Source organism: Bacillus pacificus, from assembly GCF_020861345.1.
Lineage (GTDB): Bacteria > Bacillota > Bacilli > Bacillales > Bacillaceae_G > Bacillus_A > Bacillus_A pacificus.
In genome coordinates this window covers 980863-997536 of sequence record NZ_CP086328.1, presented here as the reverse complement: position 1 = coordinate 997536, position 16674 = coordinate 980863, and the positions used below count along the sequence as shown (strand labels likewise).

Annotated in this window: 16 protein-coding genes; 1 reads left to right on the top strand and 15 read right to left on the bottom strand. The window is 36.5% G+C overall.

All coding sequences use genetic code 11. The annotated features are described in order from the left end of the window. Window positions 1-2: 2 nt before the first annotated feature. The 7 genes from LMD38_RS05160 to LMD38_RS05130 form a co-directional block, all read right to left on the bottom strand. A complete protein-coding gene (locus LMD38_RS05160) occupies window positions 3-950 on the bottom strand; it encodes a helical backbone metal receptor (RefSeq protein WP_000748489.1) in 948 nt (315 codons plus the stop codon). 158 nt (window positions 951-1108) lie between these two features. Beyond that, on the bottom strand, window positions 1109-1336 hold the full coding sequence (locus LMD38_RS05155; RefSeq protein WP_000661450.1) for a YrhC family protein: 228 nt from the start codon (window positions 1334-1336) through the stop codon (window positions 1109-1111). A 126-nt stretch (window positions 1337-1462) separates the two neighbouring features. After that, window positions 1463-4066: a bifunctional acetaldehyde-CoA/alcohol dehydrogenase gene (adhE, locus tag LMD38_RS05150; RefSeq protein ID WP_227585274.1), complete on the bottom strand. Its 2604-nt coding sequence runs from the start codon at window positions 4064-4066 to the stop codon at window positions 1463-1465. Between the two features lie 258 nt (window positions 4067-4324). Then, complete coding sequence (locus tag LMD38_RS05145) at window positions 4325-5458, bottom strand: bifunctional cystathionine gamma-lyase/homocysteine desulfhydrase (RefSeq protein WP_001201908.1); 1134 nt, start codon at window positions 5456-5458, stop codon at window positions 4325-4327. 3 nt (window positions 5459-5461) lie between these two features. Then, window positions 5462-6385 carry an O-acetylserine dependent cystathionine beta-synthase gene (locus tag LMD38_RS05140; protein WP_001103854.1) on the bottom strand — a complete coding sequence of 308 codons (924 nt, stop codon included), beginning with the start codon at window positions 6383-6385 and terminating at the stop codon, window positions 5462-5464. Window positions 6386-6467: 82 nt separating this feature from the next. Further along, on the bottom strand, window positions 6468-7163 hold the full coding sequence (gene mtnN / locus LMD38_RS05135) for a 5'-methylthioadenosine/S-adenosylhomocysteine nucleosidase (protein ID WP_001217039.1): 696 nt from the start codon (window positions 7161-7163) through the stop codon (window positions 6468-6470). Window positions 7164-7177: 14 nt separating this feature from the next. Next, window positions 7178-7816 (bottom strand): class I SAM-dependent methyltransferase, encoded by a 639-nt coding sequence (locus tag LMD38_RS05130; protein ID WP_000536318.1) that lies wholly within the window; start codon window positions 7814-7816, stop codon window positions 7178-7180. A 136-nt stretch (window positions 7817-7952) separates the two neighbouring features. Here LMD38_RS05130 and LMD38_RS05125 point away from each other — a divergent pair, with 136 nt between their 5' ends. Beyond that, complete coding sequence (locus tag LMD38_RS05125; RefSeq protein WP_000010984.1) at window positions 7953-8168, top strand: YrzA family protein; 216 nt, start codon at window positions 7953-7955, stop codon at window positions 8166-8168. Between the two features lie 35 nt (window positions 8169-8203). Here the strand turns inward: LMD38_RS05125 and LMD38_RS05120 are convergent, their stop codons facing one another. From LMD38_RS05120 to mltG, 8 genes are all read right to left on the bottom strand, one after another. Continuing rightward, window positions 8204-8854: a YrrS family protein gene (locus tag LMD38_RS05120; protein ID WP_000897107.1), complete on the bottom strand. Its 651-nt coding sequence runs from the start codon at window positions 8852-8854 to the stop codon at window positions 8204-8206. 116 nt (window positions 8855-8970) lie between these two features. Next, the gene (locus LMD38_RS05115) at window positions 8971-10725 is read right to left on the bottom strand and encodes a peptidoglycan D,D-transpeptidase FtsI family protein (protein WP_062821258.1); all 1755 of its coding nucleotides are present in this window, start codon (window positions 10723-10725) and stop codon (window positions 8971-8973) included. Window positions 10726-10910: 185 nt separating this feature from the next. Continuing rightward, complete coding sequence (greA, locus tag LMD38_RS05110; RefSeq protein ID WP_000179963.1) at window positions 10911-11387, bottom strand: transcription elongation factor GreA; 477 nt, start codon at window positions 11385-11387, stop codon at window positions 10911-10913. 278 nt (window positions 11388-11665) lie between these two features. Then, window positions 11666-12304, bottom strand: coding sequence for a uridine kinase (gene udk, locus LMD38_RS05105; RefSeq protein ID WP_000537087.1), 639 nt, complete (start codon window positions 12302-12304; stop codon window positions 11666-11668). Between the two features lie 17 nt (window positions 12305-12321). Next, window positions 12322-13602, bottom strand: coding sequence for a peptidase U32 family protein (locus tag LMD38_RS05100; RefSeq protein WP_000217969.1), 1281 nt, complete (start codon window positions 13600-13602; stop codon window positions 12322-12324). An 18-nt stretch (window positions 13603-13620) separates the two neighbouring features. After that, entirely contained in the window at window positions 13621-14550 is a 930-nt protein-coding gene (locus tag LMD38_RS05095; protein WP_000742781.1) for a peptidase U32 family protein, read from the bottom strand. Between the two features lie 7 nt (window positions 14551-14557). Continuing rightward, window positions 14558-15199, bottom strand: a complete 642-nt coding sequence (locus LMD38_RS05090) for an O-methyltransferase (protein WP_000389089.1) — start codon at window positions 15197-15199, stop codon at window positions 14558-14560. A 202-nt stretch (window positions 15200-15401) separates the two neighbouring features. Then, a complete protein-coding gene (gene mltG / locus LMD38_RS05085; RefSeq protein ID WP_000230089.1) occupies window positions 15402-16472 on the bottom strand; it encodes an endolytic transglycosylase MltG in 1071 nt (356 codons plus the stop codon). Window positions 16473-16674 lie beyond the last annotated feature (202 nt).

The following is a 16674-nucleotide window of genomic DNA, read 5'->3' as shown; positions in this document are numbered from 1 at the left end:
TATCATTTCCTTACATCTTGTATACTTTTATACATAAAGTCCATCGCTTCTGTAACTTTTGTTCCAGGATTTGATCCAAATAAGTCTGGTGGCAAAATAACTACGCGATTTTGTTTTACTGCATCTAAATTTTTCCACGCTTCATTTTTCATCATTTCGCCTTCAAATGCTTTTTTAACGCTATTTGGATCTCCATGTGTAATTAAATAAATTACATCAGGATTCGCTTCAATAATGCGTTCTACACTTAGCTGTGCATATTGCGGATATTCCTTCATTTCTGGAAAATCAGCTGCAATATTTTTCCCACCTGTTTTTTCTAAAATATCACCTGATAAAGAGGTTGGTAATGCTGCTAAATAAGTACCAGGTGCTCCATACACTAGCAATGCTTTCACATCACTCTTTTTCTCATATGTCTTCATTTGATTCGTAATTTTTTGGTTAAGTTCTTTCGCTTTATCTTCTTTCTTCATTATCGTTCCGTATAGTTCAATATTCTTTTGAATATCTTGTACAGAATTCGCAGAAGAAATCATTACTTTCGTTCCTTGCCCTTCAACCGTTGGAACATTCTTTTGGAACCCATTATTAGCAATAAGTACATCGGGCTTTAAGCTAGCAATTTGCTCAAAATTCGGCTGATGTGCATTCCCGATTACTTGTACTTTCTTTATATCCTCTGGAAGAGTTATTTTTGCATCCGGACGACCCACTATTTTTCCGCCTAAAGCATGAATAATATTCATGTCTCCCATACTTAATGTTGCAAAACTCTCTGGCACTTTATCGAATGTTACCTTTCTTCCTGACAGGTCGGTAACTTCTATTTTCTCTTTTCCTTTTTCTGTTTTTGTTGCCGCTGCTTTTTCGTCTCCTTTTGCACTGCAACCTATTAATAAGAAAAAAACAGATAAAATCGCTGTAAATAGCGTAATAGATTTTTTCATTCTTCCACCTCTAATTGATAATGATAATCATTAACTACTATTCTACTTTAATTGATAAGGATTATCATTGTCAATATAAAACGCATACATTTTCTAGAAAAAAACAAAAAGCGTTACAAAAAAGATTCCTTCTTTTTGTAACGCACTATTTATCAATATTATTCGCATTCGTTTCCCTCTAACTTGTCTCGCATCACTTTCACACGCTGAAAGAAAAAGAAAGATAAACTTAAAAATATAACGATGCTCCCCATCATAACAAAAAATTGTATCGTTTCTTTTGCTCCAGTCGGAATCAATAAGCCAACCATTAACAATGTACTTACAGCGAGAAGAATTTGTCCGAACCGAGTATAATCTTCTATCTTTTCTTGTAATTCCTTCATTATATTCTCACTCCTCCATTTCACTGTATCATATTCTATTAAACTGAAAGACAAGTAAATACAGCCATTCTGGGAGATGTTTTCCAAAAGAAAAAGAGCCGCTTTATGGCGACTCTTTCATAATCATTACTCACCTTTATATGCTTTCATATAAATTTCTTTCAGCTCTGAAATGAGAGGTAATTTTGGATTAGCTGTTGTACATTGATCTTCAAAAGCTCTTTCTGCCAATAATCCAACAACCTCTTCAAATTGGTCTTTAGCAACTCCTTGTCCTGCAATACTCATATTTATATTTAAACTTTTTCCGAGCTCAATAATTGCTTTGACAAGTGATTCCACACCTTCTGCAGTCGAACTTGCTGGAAGCCCGAGCATTCTCGCAATATGTGCATAGCGTTCATCGGCTACAAAGTGCTCATATTTTGGGAACAATGCGTGTTTTCTTGGCTTAATAGCATTATAGCGAACTACGTGCGGCATAAGAATTGCATTCGCACGCCCATGTGGAATATGAAATTCTGGTCCAATTTTATGTGCTAAGCTGTGATTAATACCTAGAAAGGCATTTGCAAATGCCATTCCTGCGATTGCAGAAGCATTGTGCATTTTTTCTCGTGCTTCTTCATCATTTCCATCTTTAAATGCTCTTGGTAAATATTTAAATACGAGATCAATGGCCTTTAATGCTAATCCATCTGTATAGTCATTCGCTAAAACAGACACATACGCCTCGATTGCATGCGTTAATACGTCCATGCCAGTGTCTGCTGTTACATGTGGTGGTACTGTCATTACAAATTGTGGATCAACAATTGCTACATCTGGCGTTAATTCATAATCCGCGAGTGGATACTTTATATTATTTTTCTTATCTGTAATAACCGCAAATGGTGTCACTTCTGATCCTGTTCCAGATGTTGTTGGAATGGCAACAAACTGCGCCTTACTTCCTAATTCCGGATATTTACATGTTCGTTTTCTTATATCTAAAAACTTCTGTTTAATTCCATAGAATGTTGTTTCTGGATGCTCATAGAAAAGCCACATCCCTTTCGCGGCATCCATCGCTGAACCACCACCAAGTGCGATAATTACATCTGGCTGAAAACTTCTCATCATTTCTGCACCTTTAAACACAGTTTCATCTGATGGATCCGGCTCAACCTCAAAGAAAACTTCAACTTTCACATCATTTACATGTTTACGTAAATAATGCGTGACCGTATCTACATATCCGTGCTCAACCATTCCTGGATCCGTTACAATAAATGCACGTGAAATGTTAGGCATATTTGCTAAATATGCTGCCGCATGTTTTTCAAAATAAATTTTTGGTGGTAATTTGAACCATTGCATATTCTTTTTTCTATTTGCCAACCTTTTTATATTTAATAAATGCGTCGCTGTTACGTTTTGAGAAATCGAGTTTTTCCCGTAGGAACCGCAGCCAAGCGTAAGTGATGGAATAAATCCATTATATATGTCACCGATTCCACCTTGTGATGAAGGGGCATTTACAATAAGGCGGCAAGCTTTCATACGTAATCCAAATTGCTTTTGCACTTCTTTATTTACAGAATGGATAACTGCTGAATGTCCTAAACCACCGAGGTTTAACATTTCTTCACAATATGTAAATCCTTCTTCTAATGAATTTGCTTTTACACAAGCTAATACTGGACTTAACTTCTCACGAGATAGTGGATATGCGGCTCCGATGCCTTGTATTTCAGCTACAAGCATTTTTGTATTTTTAGGTACAGTAATTCCAACTAATTTGGCAATATACTGTGCGGATTTCCCTACAATATCACTATTTACTGCACATGTATTTTCATTAATAACAAGCTTTTCTAATTTACTTCTCTCTTCCTCGGTTACAAAATAACAATCATTTGCAATCATTTCTGTTTTCACATCATCATAAATTTCCTTGTCTACAATAATTGCTTGTTCTGATGCGCAAATCATACCATTATCAAATGTTTTAGATAAAATCAAATCATTAACCGCTCGTTTTATATGCGCTGATTTCTCTATATAACATGGTACATTACCAGGACCTACACCTAGCGCTGGTTTTCCAGTAGAATAAGCTGATTTCACCATACCAGCCCCTCCAGTTGCCAAAACAAGCGCAACACCTTCATGGTTCATTAATTGTTTCGTTGCTTCGACAGAAGGCTTTTCAATCCACTGAATACAATATTTTGGTGCCCCCGCCTTCACCGCTGCATCGTATACTGTTTTCGCAGCTGCAATAGAACAGTTTTGTGCGGAAGGATGAAATGCGAAAATAATTGGATTTCTCGTTTTTATCGCAATTAATGCTTTAAACATTGTTGTCGATGTTGGATTCGTTACTGGTGTTACCCCAGCTACTACACCGACAGGCTCCGCAATTTCTATTATTTCTTCATGAGGATCTTCGTGAATAATCCCTACTGTTTTATCTTTCTTTATGCTATGCCAAATATATTCAGTAGCAAAAATATTTTTAATACATTTATCTTCGTATACACCACGACCTGTTTCTTCAACAGCCAACTTCGCAAGTGGCATATGTTGATCAACACCTGCTAATGCCATTTCATGAACAATGTTGTCAATTTGCTCTTGTGTAAAACTTTCTAATGCTTGTAAAGCCTTTCGACCGTTATTCACTAACGTATCAATCATCTCTTTTACTTCCTGCATTTCATTTACAATTTTCTCTTTGACTACCATGTAAATTCCTCCTATTCTGCTATCTTGGACTAAATAAGGCCCTATAGGTCATAATTAGTCCCGATTAGCGTAAAAAAATAGAATTGCTTTCCTACATGAACTTCATTGTTTGTGAAACATTTCACAAGTTTGTTCGTGAGTAACACTTCATGAATTCAATATACATGAAATCATTTTATTTGTGTATGTCTATTTTGTGAAGTATTTCACAAAATAATGTAGTAAAAATGCACTGCCTATACTAGCAGTGCATCTTTACTACGCTAACGCTTGTGCTAAATCTTCAATTAAATCTTCTCCGTCTTCAATACCGACAGAAATTCGAATTAATGTATCTGTAATTCCTAATTCTTTGCGACGATCTGCTGGGATTGATGCATGCGTCATTTGAGAGGGGATAGAAATTAAACTTTCTACTGCTCCTAAACTTTCAGCCAGCGTAAAGTATTGTAATTTCTCAAGCACTTTATTTAATGTTTCTTCGCTATCTACATCAAATGAGATAATAGCACCAAATCCATTTGCTTGTTCTGTTGCCAGTTCATGGTTTTGATGTGACTCAAGGCCTGGGTAATATACTTTATTTACTTTTGGGTGGTTATTTAAAAACTCAGCAATTGCACGTGAATTCGTTTCATGCTCTTCCATTCGAATTCCTAATGTTTTTAAACCACGAAGTAGTAAGAAACTATCTTGCGGGCCAAGAATGCCGCCTGTTGAGTTTTGTACAAAGTGAAGGTCTTCTGCTAATTGCGGGCTATTTACAACTACTAGACCTGCAACTACGTCACTATGACCTCCTAAATATTTCGTTGCACTATGAAGTACAATGTCTGCTCCTAAAGAAATCGGCGACTGCCAATATGGCGTCATGAATGTGTTATCAATAATTGTTAATAAATCTTTCTCTTTAGCAAGAGTAGATATTTTTTTAATATCAGTAATTTTTAGTAACGGATTCGTTGGTGTTTCTACATAAATCGCTTTCGTATTTGGACGAATCGCTTCTTCAACTTCCTCTAAGTTTGTTGTATCTACAAATGTATGCTCAATACCGAAGCGGTTTAATACTTTCGTAATCACGCGGTACGTTCCGCCATACACATCATCTGTTAAAATAACGTGGTCACCTTTTGAGAACAACATAATCGTAGCTGTAATAGCCGCCATTCCTGAACCAAATGCGAAACCAGCATGGCCGTTTTCTAATACCGCAATCATTTCTTCTAAAGCTGCACGTGTTGGGTTTCCTGTACGTGAATATTCATATCCTTGATGCTTACCAACTGCTTCTTGTTTGTACGTACTCGTTTGATAAATCGGTACATTTACAGATCCAGTTGAAGGTTCTCCTATGCGAATACCATGAATTAACTTTGTCTTTGCTCTCATTTTTTATTCCCATCCTTTGTATATGTCTTTACTTAAATAGCGCTCACTACTATCAGGAAAAATCGTTACAATATTTGTACCTGGCGCCGCTTTCTCTGCTTCAAGTAAACTTGCATGAAATGCTGCTCCTGAAGAGCTCCCAACAAGAAGTCCTTCTTTTTGCGCTAATTCTTTCACTCGTAAAAATGCATTTCGATCAGAAATCGTATGAATTTCATCAAAATAAGATGTCTTCAAAAATGGCGGGATAAATTCCAGTCCAATTCCTTCGGTCTCATGTGAACCAGCCTTACCACCATTTAAAATAGATCCTTCTGGCTCTACGATAACTGTTTTAATATCTATATTTTTTTCTTTCAAGTAAGATGCAGTCCCCATAAACGTACCGCCAGTTCCTGCTCCAGCAACAAATATGTTAATCTCTCCATTCAATGCGTCCCACAGTTCAGGTCCTAATGTTTTAAAATATGCACGAGGATTCGCCTCATTTGCGAACTGACTTGGAGAGTATGAATTCGGTATTTCATTTACTAACTCTTTTGCTTTTGCAATTGCACCGGTCATTCCTTGCTCAGTCGGCGTATGCACAACCGTTGCGCCTAGTGCTTTCATTAATTCTTGTTTTTCAATGCTAAATTTCTCTGGTACACAAACGATAACGTGTAAATCATGTTGTAACGCTGCGAGTGCCAGTCCAATACCAGTATTTCCAGCTGTCGGTTCAATAATTGTTCCGCCCTCTGTAACAAGCCCTTTTTCTAGCGCATCTTCGATTAATTCTCTTCCTAATCGGTCCTTAACGCTTCCGCCTGGGTTATAAAATTCCAGCTTTGCAAATAAACGGACCCCTTCTGGAAGTGAAAAACGAGTAATTTCCACAATTGGTGTATGACCAATTAACTCATGAACTCCACGATATACATTCATCGTGTTCTCCCCCTTATTTGCCAATAAAGAAAAGGCAACTGTATGTATTTTCTTTATATGAGACAGTTGCCTTTTTGTTACATTACTTTAACTCTTCTAGTACTTTTACGATAAAGTTTGTAGAATGAAGAGCTGCTTGATCTAAAAATTGATCAAATGAAACATTTGATTCTTTACCAGCAATATCAGAAAGTGCACGAATGATAACAAACGGAACTTCATATTGGTGGCATACTTGTGCAACAGCTGCTGCTTCCATTTCTACTGCATAAAGGTTTTCAAATTTATCACGAATGGCTGCAACTCGGTTCGGATCACTCATAAATGAATCACCTGTTGCAATCATACCTTTTACAACTTGAATATTTTCTTCTGCCTGCATACATTTTTCAGCTAATGCAACTAATGCTTCATCAGCTTTAAATCCAGGCGGCATTCCTGGTACTTGCCCATACTCATAGTTAAATGCTGTTACATCTACATCATGGTGACGAACTTCTGTTGAAATAACGACATCCCCAACATTTAGAGAATGATGGAATCCACCAGCTGAACCAGTATTAATGACTTTTTCAGGCTTATATCTTTCTAATAAAATTGTCGTTGACATCGCTGCATTTACTTTACCAATACCAGACTTTAACAAGATTACTTCATGTCCTGCTAATTGTCCTTTCGTAAATTCACAACCCGCAACCGTTTCTGTTTCTGCTTGTTCTAATTTATCACGTAAAATACGTACTTCTTCTTCCATTGCTCCAATTACAGCAATTCTCAATCTAATCCCTCTTTCTATTGCTTAGTTGCCTCCATTACCCAAACGAAATGATTTAATCTCGTAAACGTTACATGGAAGCCATTGTTTTCAAAAATAGTCTGCATAATTGGAATACGTGTATAGTATTCTGTTTGCAAATCATTTGCTAACTCATGAAAACCTCTTTGTTTTGCTGCTTCAACAGTTTTATCATATGCATCTTGATCTGCAAATATCGTATCAGCAAACACTATTTTACCACCTTTGTTTAGCAATTGACTATACTTCGCAATCGCTACATTTTTTTCATCATCTGTTAAATGATGAAATGCATAGGTGCTTACTATGGTATCAATGGAATTCGGGACTTCAAACGAAAGAAAATCACCTTCTGTAATGGAAAACTCTTTTGGCAATTTCTCTTTTGCAATCATGCGCATTTCACGTGACGGTTCTATACCGTAAACTGTGCGGCCAGCAAGTAATAATTTATTTGTTAAATTACCTGTACCGACACCAAATTCTAATACGTTACCAAATGACTTGTTAACTACATCCTCTAGAATGTCCTCATAATGGGCGAAAACTTCTTTATATTGTATATCTTCGCCTTGTACAAATGAGTCGTACGTATGAGCCCACTCATCAAATAAACCATTAAATTCTGTACCCATAAAAATTCCCCTTTTTCTTATCGGTTTTATCAGTATGATATTCCCTCTTTCTAAAAATGTCAATTGAAATGTACATGGTATTTCCTTCTTTTCTTTGTTACACTATAGTTGATTACATAGGAGAGGGGCCGTCTTCATGTCATTTACCTTTGAAATGTTAGAAGATAAAGTAGAATTTTTTGAAGCGGGAGACTTAGCTTCTTTAGAACGAAAAATCAGTGAACAAATCGATAATAATAAAGCACTTATGCTTGAAGTTCATCACATCTCGCATCAAATGGTTATGGATCCTGAAAGTAAAAGACCATATTATAGCGCGGTTGTTCATTTTAAATTAAAGAAATTACGCTAACTAAAAAAGAGAAGCTCCTTAGGAGCTTCTCTTTTTTAGTTTAGAGTTTGAACAAGTACTGGTTTCCAGCCTTCATTGTCTACCCAATCAATATTTACATAATATCTTTTACCTGTTTGTTTATCTTGTACGTTACCGTAAGCTTTATTCTTACCGTTATTTCCGATTCGATGAATAATTAATTGCTCTACTGGAACGTCAATTGCAGCTGAAATCGCTTGATTCATCTCATTCCAATCTGCTGTACCTTTTTTAAACGTCATCGCAGGTGTTGCACCTTGCTCTGTGCCTACTGGCTTCCAAGAAGGTTTCGTATAAGCGTCAGTTGCCTTTGGCTGTGTTTTTTCAGCTGGTACTTTCTCGTTAGCTTTCGCTTCTTCTTCAGCTTTTTTCTGTTCTTCTTCAGCCTTTAGCTTCTCTTCTTCTTCTTTCTTCTTAGCCTCTGTTTTCTCTTGTTCATTCTTCTTCGTCTCTTCTTTGCCTTTAGCTTTCTCAGACTTATTCTCTTTCGTTGTTTGCTGAGCTACCTTTTTATCGCTAGAAGACGCTTGCTCTTTCGTGTCAGGAACAAACAATTGATATGCTACAATAGCTACTGCTACTAGTACAATAGCTATTGCAATATTTAAAACACCGTTTTGACGACGTTTTTGTTGTTTCTGTTGGAATCTAGATCCTCCTGCCATTCTTCAAACCTCCATGCAGTTTTTCATACTTGCTATTGTAACATTAAATCTAGAAAGGTTGAACATTTACAATAATATTTTCATGAAATGAAAACATTTTACTATAAATTGCAAGATTACTTTTCATTCTCTAATCGATAGATTGATTCTACGATAGATTTGAAAATAGGTGTAACTTTATTTACATCGCTATTCGTTTCTATATCCACGACAACTAAAGCATACCTTGGATTTTCATATGGAAAATAACCTGCAAACCATCGATTCTCTTTCGTTCCTTTTCCTGTTTGTGCTGTCCCAGATTTTCCAGCGACACTTAGTGGTAACGACTTGAATGCTGATCCTGTACCTTTTTCCGTTGTTACAACGCTCCTTAATAACTGTTGTAATGTTTTCACTGTTTCATATGAAAGCTGTTTTCCACCTAATGTATGGTCTTCAAATGTATAAAAATCCGTTCCATTTTTATACATTATTTTTTCAACAGCTTTCACTTCCATCTTTTCTCCCCCTCTAGCAATCGTCGCCATCATATTTGCAATCGCTAGAGGTGACATACGTACATCTTTCTGTCCAATTGCTGTTTGCGCTACCGCTTTTTTACTATTCTTATTTCCTTCACTCCCCCAAATCGTAACACTTTTCTCCTCTGGCATTTGCTCAAAATGAGTTGTATGAAATACAGAACCTCTCCATCCAACCTTCTCAGCGCCTCCTAAAGCCGCTACATAAGTTTCTAACACCATCTTATCCTTTTGTATTAGCTCATTTCCTAACTCTGAGAATGTCCTGTTACAGCTTCTAGCAAAGCTCTCTTTAAAACTAAGTGTCCCCATCCTAACTTGTGGGTGATCTTCACCATATAAATCTTTATTACAATTAAATACGCGATTAAAAACATTTTCATTTTGATCAATCGCTGCCGCCGCAATTATTGTTTTAAAAACAGAACCGGGAAAGTGTGGTGTTAACATTTGATTTTCAAGTGTAGTTTTATATAAACTCTCATCTTTCACCTGTACAGATGGTTTGCTAACCATTGCTAAAATTTCATTTTTCTTTACATCAAGTAGCACTACTCCTCCCTTCTTAATCTCACTTGCTTCAACTACTTCTTCTGCTTTTTTCTGTAACTCGTTATGTAAAGTAGTTTGAATCGTCACTGGATAAAACGGATTTCCAGGCGATGTATATTTCGCTTGTTTTCCAAATATCGGTTCTCCTTGCCGATCCACTTGATACAATACTTTTGCCTCTCCATCGGTCAAAAGAAATTCATCAAATGATTGCTGCAATCCTGAAATGCCAATCGGTGTTTGTTTTGAAATTTTTCTAACTTCTCCGTATCGTTTTTGAAATTCTCGTTCATTCTCACCCACATTGCCAATTAAATGATTCATCACGCTAGTTTGCCGCAAACGAACTTCAGCTGCTACAATGCCTAATACATTTAATTGATTCACCTTCTCCATCTGCTCTCGTCCCAAGCGAAGTGGTTCATTTCCTCTTTGCAGGATAAATGCACTTTTCTTATGTTTCATTTGACTTTCAATCTCTTGTCTCGACATACCAATGATATGCGCAATTTTCTCCAACATGTCATTTTTTAATTGTAGAAATGGAAAAACAATTAAAACAGGATACTTTTTCTCACCTATCTCCTTACCATTACGATCTATAAAATGGCCGCGTCCATCATCTACTGTAATGGATTGCGTCCGTTGTGTAACACTTTTTTCAATTAAGTTAATCTTACGATCCGTAAATGATTCCGTATCTATAATTTGTATTTGAATTAAACGACAAAGCAACATAAACATGACACATATAAAACAAATTAAAACAATTGTAATTCTCTGTTTTATTTTCATAAAAAAAACACCTCGTCTACTATAGTTTGGACGGAGTGTTTCATTTTTTATACAAATAAAGTGAAACTTTAAGCAGCCCGACCCCCACCTAACTTCTTTGCTTTCGCTGATTTTTGAGGTGGGGGTCTTACTGCCCGTTAATGCGGGATAAAAAAATCACTCGCTTTTACACGAGTGATTTTTAATTATTTTACAGAGATAATCTCTACTTGCATTTCTCCACCTGGAGTTTGGATTGCTACCTTTTCGCCAATTTGCTTACCTAATAAGCTTTTTGCGATTGGAGAATCGTTAGAAATTCTTCCTTCAAATGGATCTGCTTCTGCGCTACCTACGATTGTGTAAGCTTCTTCATCTCCATCTGGTAGTTCTTTAAATGTTACTGTTTTACCTAATGTAACAACTGTAGATTCTTCACCGTTATCTGTGATGATAACTGCGTTACGAATCATGTTTTCTAATTGTGTAATACGTCCTTCTACGAACGCTTGCTCATCTTTCGCTGCATCATACTCAGAGTTCTCAGAAAGATCTCCGAAGCTACGTGCAATCTTAATGCGCTCTACAACTTCTTTACGTTTTACCGTTTTTAAATCCTCAAGTTCGTTCTCTAGCTTTTGCTTACCCTCTTGCGTCATAGGGTATGTTTTTTCTGTTGCCATATTTTCCACTCCTTTTATATACCAATCCCCCGAAAAAAAGAGGAGTTCCATATGAAAACTCCCCCGCTTATATGTAAAGCGGAGGTTTCTAGCACGCCTGTACTAGCGGAGTTGTCACATACAACCCCGTATTCCCAATTCTTCTTTATATAAAGAAGATATGTATGGAAAGTTGATATAAATATGCCCTCACCTATATATAGATGAGGTTGCATGTTTCATTGTATTCGATAGGAAGGGAAAAAATCCCTTCCTATCGTATATCTTTTACTATGCTATTACAAATTTACTTTTTGTTCAAGAATTGTTGCAATTTTTGTAACCATAATATCAATTGCAACGTGGTTTTGTCCACCTTCAGGGATAATAATATCCGCAAATTTCTTAGAAGGCTCAATAAATTGATTGTGCATTGGACGTACAACATTTACATATTGATCAATAACTGAATCCATCGTACGACCACGTTCTTTAATATCACGCTGCATGCGGCGTAAAATACGAAGGTCAGCATCTGTATCAACGAATAACTTAATGTCCATTAACTCACAAAGACGTGGGTCTTCTAAAATAAGAATTCCTTCTAAAATGATTACATCTTTCGGCTCAACTGGAATAATTTCATCTGAACGCGTATGCAATGTATAGTCATATACAGGTTTCTCTACTTGTTTATATGCAAGCAACTGCTGCAAATGTTCAATTAACAAATCATTATCAAACGCTAATGGATGATCATAATTTGTTTTTAAACGCTCTTCCATTGGTAAATGGCTTTGATCTTTGTAATAATAATCTTGCTCTAAGATTAAAATGGAATGACCTTTAAAATGGTCAAAAATCGCTTTCGTTACACTTGTCTTACCTGACCCTGAACCACCAGCAATTCCAATTACAACAGGCTTATTCGTCCCCATTCGACTATCACTCTTTCTTATTGAAGTATGCTTTTGCGCATCATATTATTCACATACACTGGTTGATCCACTTTGAATTTCACGATTTGCAACGGATGTCTCGCTGCATCTAATTCATTTCCATCCTCATCCCAAATTTTCTCCACCGTTTGCGTAAAGTTTTCTATTTCTGGCCCAAAGAACTCCACTTCATGTCCTGGTTTGAAATGATTACGTTGCTCAATCGTTACGATGCCCGTTTCTTCATTATAATCTAACACTAAACCAGCGAAATCATACGTTGTTTTCTTACTATGATTTCCAAACATTTGCTCTTGATGTCCTGGAACCCCTTCAAAGAATGCAGGAGCTGTATCACGATTTGCACATTTATCAAGCTCATCTAACCATTCTTGTTTAAACTCAAAGTTATCAGGATCCGCACAATATGCATCAATTACTTTACGGTATACTGTCGCTACAGTCGCTACGTAATGGATTGATTTCATACGTCCTTCAACTTTTAAGCTATCAATTCCAATTTCAATCATTTTCGGAATTGATAAAATTAAATTTAAGTCTTTTGGACTCATTGCAAAGTGAGCATCTTCTTCTTGGAATAGAGGAAGCTCTTTTGCATCTTTATGTTGTGATACTGTTTGAACTAAATCATAATCCCAGCGACAAGATTGACAACAACCACCACGGTTAGAGTCACGCGCTGTCATATGGTTACTTAGCGTACATCTTCCTGAATATGCGATACACATTGCACCATGGACGAATGCTTCAATTTCAATATCCACTTTTTCTTTAATCTCTTTCATTTCTTCATAGCTTGCTTCACGAGCTAATACAAGACGATGTAAACCTTCTTCTTTCCAATACTGTGCTGCTTTCCAGTTGGATAGTGATTGCTGTGTGCTTAAATGCACCTCAACAGAAGGCGCTACACGTTTACAAGTCTCAATGATAAGCGGATCAGCAACGATAATTCCCGTTACGCCAGCTTTTTCAATCCCTTTTAAATATTCCTCTAGCCCGTCCATATTTTCATTATGTGCAAAGATATTTGTTGTTACATATATTTTTGCTCCATATTTCTTTGCAAATTCCACACCTTCTGCCATTTCTTCCAGTGTAAAGTTACCTGCATTCGAACGAAGACCAAATTCTTGTCCACCTAAATATACAGCATCTGCCCCGTAATGGATAGCTACTTTTAATTTTTCTAAGTTACCCGCAGGGATTAACAGTTCAGGTTTCTTCACAATAACGCGTTTGCCATCGATCACTCGTGAAATTTCTTGTACAGTCATTTCCTACACCCTCCTCGTTTAGTAAACCGTCTCTTTAAAGAAGAATCCTGTATCTAACGGACGATTCACCGGTTGCATTTCTTCTATCTCTTTATATAAGTCGTCTTTCACGTCGTAATACGCATCACGATCTTCTACACATAAATCAATTGCTTTACGATATTTCTTCGTTACCTCAATAATGTATGCAGAGCTTTTTAGTACACCATCAACTTTTAAGCTATCAATTTCAGCATCAATTAGCTCTTCTAACTCATCGATGAAACAAATATCATTTGGACTCATAATGTGAGTACCATTTTCATCTTCATAAATTGGATATTTATTGTTACGCTCTGGGTCATATAAGAACATATTCTCTTCATATTTTTTCTTTTCGATGTCAAGATGACGTCCTTGATACTCAAAGTAGTTTCCTACTAACGAACGCTTCGATTGGAACATACAAGTCATACCGTGAATTTGCACTTCAAGTTCTACTTCAGCATTTTCTTTTAATTCAACAATTTCATCTAAGCTAAGCTCGCGAGCTAATACAGCACGTTTTGCTCCTCTTTGTCCCCAGTAGTTACAAGTAAACCAGTTTGTTGCTGTTGTTTCTGTATTCCAGTGCAATTGCATATTTGGCGCTACTTCGCGAACCGCCATTAATACTGCTGGATCTCCGAAAACAATTGCATCTACATGTACTTCGTTTAAAAATGCAACATAGTCTGTTAATTCTTCTACTTTATCGTTGTGGAACATAGCGTTCATTGCTACGTATACTTTTACACCATTTTCATGTGCAATCTTCACAGCTTGTTTCACATCTTCACGTGAAAATTCCCCTGCTAAACGTAAACCAAACTTTTGCTCACCGATCATTACCGCATCTGCTCCTGCTTTCGCAAGAGGTTCGATATCCGCCACTGCTTTTGGTGTTACTAACAATTCTGGTTTCTTCATACCTTGGTCACCCTTTCTTTTTACTAACAGCTACTCCATCACCAATTGGGAAAATCGTTGTATCATAGCCTTCATGGTTCATAAGCCATTCATTGTACGTCTTAATACGACGGATTAAACCACGTGTACGTCTGTTTTCAATTTTCTCTTTCGTCGTTACAAGGCCATGGTACATAACATTATCTGAAATAATTACGCCACCAGGATTTAATAACGGTTCATATAAGTCAAAAAAGCGACGATATTGTCCTTTTGCTGCGTCAATAAAAATAACGTCAAATGTTCCATGTTCTTCTACTTGCTCGCCTGTTTCTAACGCATCACCGTAAATAACGGAAATACGCTCTTTAACTGGTGAACGTTCTATATATTCAAGTGCTTTTTCATATCGATCGCGATTGCGCTCAACTGTCACAATGCGAGAATTTGGAATAGCTTGCATCATACGAATACTAGAATAGCCAATTGCTGTACCTAGCTCTAAAATGCTCTTCGGTCCAATTAAACGTAAAAATTGCAACATAAATTCCATTCCAAGTCGATCCATAATTGGCACATGATTTTCTTTCGCATAGTCTTCCATTTCAAGAATTAATTTATCTTTCGGATCAATAAATGATAATAGGTACTCGTTAACTGCATCCTCCATAATGGTCCTCCTTATTTACATGGAGAAGTGCCTCTATGACGTCTTTTCACACATAGAATGCAATAAAAATACAAGCCAGCTTTACCCTTAGCTTGTACGTCCCGTTTTGATATTAAAAACGATTCTTCTGCCAGTTTTTAACCCGATATATTTTACCACAAAAAAGAGGGATGTGCGACCTTTTTCGCTATCCCTCCCCATTTCACTGTTTTTTCGTAATATATTTTTGCTTTAGTGCATTATGCTCTTCCAATGTTTTCGCATAGTACACTTCACCAGTTGGTGCAGCTAAGAAATAATAATAATCTGTTTGCGCAGGCTCTAGCGCTGCTTCCACTGAATGTTTACCAGAGTTTGCAATCGGGCCCACCGGCAATCCTTTCACAACGTACGTATTGTACGGTGAGTTTATCTTTAAATCTTCGTATAATACACGTTGTTTATGCTTTCCAAGTGCATATAATACCGTTGGATCCGTTTGCAACGGCATACCTTTTGCTAAACGATTATAAAAGACACTAGAGATCTTTTGACGATCTGTAAAGCCTGTTGCCTCTTCTTCAATAAGTGAAGACAATGTTAAAAGCTGATGAACATCCCAGTTTTTCGCTTTCATTTTTGCTTCGTTTTGAACAATGATTGCATTCGTTTTCTCAAGCATTGGAATGACAATTTCTTCTAACGTCGTATCCTTTTTATAGAAAGAGTACGTCGCAGGATATAAATAACCTTCTAATGGATATTTAATATTGCTATCAAAAATTTTATCCGTCAACAGCTTGGGATACTTTTGCTGCATTTTTTGAATAAATGCTTTATCGTTTAATTGACGTACAACATCATCTTTATTCCACTTTAATTCGTTTGCAACCGTTTCTGCAATTTCAGTTACTTGCGCCCCTTCTTTTACCGTCACTTTATAAAGAGCTGGACGATGTACATTACCAGATGACATTTGCTCAATAACATCTTTTGCACTCATTGAAGGATTTAATAAATATGTACCCGCTTGTAAATTTTTAGATTTAGCCTTTGTATAAAAACTAAAAACTGTACCGTTTTTCACAGCACCTTTTCCTTCTAAAATCTCACCAATTTTACTAGTAGATGATCCCTTTGGAATTTCTACTTCAATCTCTTTTTTATTCCCGCTATCAACCGGTCCTAATGCGGATGAAATATACGCATAGACTGAACCACAAACTAAAAGCAGTGCAATTATCGAGAATAAAAAAATGCGTCTACGCTTCTTTTTCACTTGATTCTCTACCAAAACTCTTCCTCCTTATTCAATTGTAGGCCATATGTACATCTTTCTATACAACACGATGAAAAATCACAATACATTTACCTATCATTTTTGACAGATACTTTATTTTCTACAATCCGTCTCATTATACTACAAAGGATTACGCAGTTTCGACAAAAAATCTTTCATTTTACATATAAAAAAGGCGGACGATATACCGTCCACC

What these genes read in the sequence shown, in the direction of transcription:
- LMD38_RS05160 (WP_000748489.1), bottom strand. Translation starts at nt 950, where the DNA reads ATGAAAAAATCTATTACGCTATTTACAGCGATTTTATCTGTTTTTTTC.
- LMD38_RS05155 (WP_000661450.1), bottom strand. Translation starts at nt 1,336, where the DNA reads ATGAAGGAATTACAAGAAAAGATAGAAGATTATACTCGGTTCGGACAA.
- adhE (WP_227585274.1), bottom strand. Translation starts at nt 4,066, where the DNA reads ATGGTAGTCAAAGAGAAAATTGTAAATGAAATGCAGGAAGTAAAAGAG.
- LMD38_RS05145 (WP_001201908.1), bottom strand. Translation starts at nt 5,458, where the DNA reads ATGAGAGCAAAGACAAAGTTAATTCATGGTATTCGCATAGGAGAACCT.
- LMD38_RS05140 (WP_001103854.1), bottom strand. Translation starts at nt 6,385, where the DNA reads ATGAATGTATATCGTGGAGTTCATGAGTTAATTGGTCATACACCAATT.
- LMD38_RS05130 (WP_000536318.1), bottom strand. Translation starts at nt 7,816, where the DNA reads ATGGGTACAGAATTTAATGGTTTATTTGATGAGTGGGCTCATACGTAC.
- LMD38_RS05125 (WP_000010984.1), top strand. Translation starts at nt 7,953, where the DNA reads ATGTCATTTACCTTTGAAATGTTAGAAGATAAAGTAGAATTTTTTGAA.
- LMD38_RS05120 (WP_000897107.1), bottom strand. Translation starts at nt 8,854, where the DNA reads ATGGCAGGAGGATCTAGATTCCAACAGAAACAACAAAAACGTCGTCAA.
- LMD38_RS05115 (WP_062821258.1), bottom strand. Translation starts at nt 10,725, where the DNA reads ATGAAAATAAAACAGAGAATTACAATTGTTTTAATTTGTTTTATATGT.
- greA (WP_000179963.1), bottom strand. Translation starts at nt 11,387, where the DNA reads ATGGCAACAGAAAAAACATACCCTATGACGCAAGAGGGTAAGCAAAAG.
- udk (WP_000537087.1), bottom strand. Translation starts at nt 12,304, where the DNA reads ATGGGGACGAATAAGCCTGTTGTAATTGGAATTGCTGGTGGTTCAGGG.
- LMD38_RS05100 (WP_000217969.1), bottom strand. Translation starts at nt 13,602, where the DNA reads ATGACTGTACAAGAAATTTCACGAGTGATCGATGGCAAACGCGTTATT.
- LMD38_RS05095 (WP_000742781.1), bottom strand. Translation starts at nt 14,550, where the DNA reads ATGAAGAAACCAGAATTGTTAGTAACACCAAAAGCAGTGGCGGATATC.
- LMD38_RS05090 (WP_000389089.1), bottom strand. Translation starts at nt 15,199, where the DNA reads ATGGAGGATGCAGTTAACGAGTACCTATTATCATTTATTGATCCGAAA.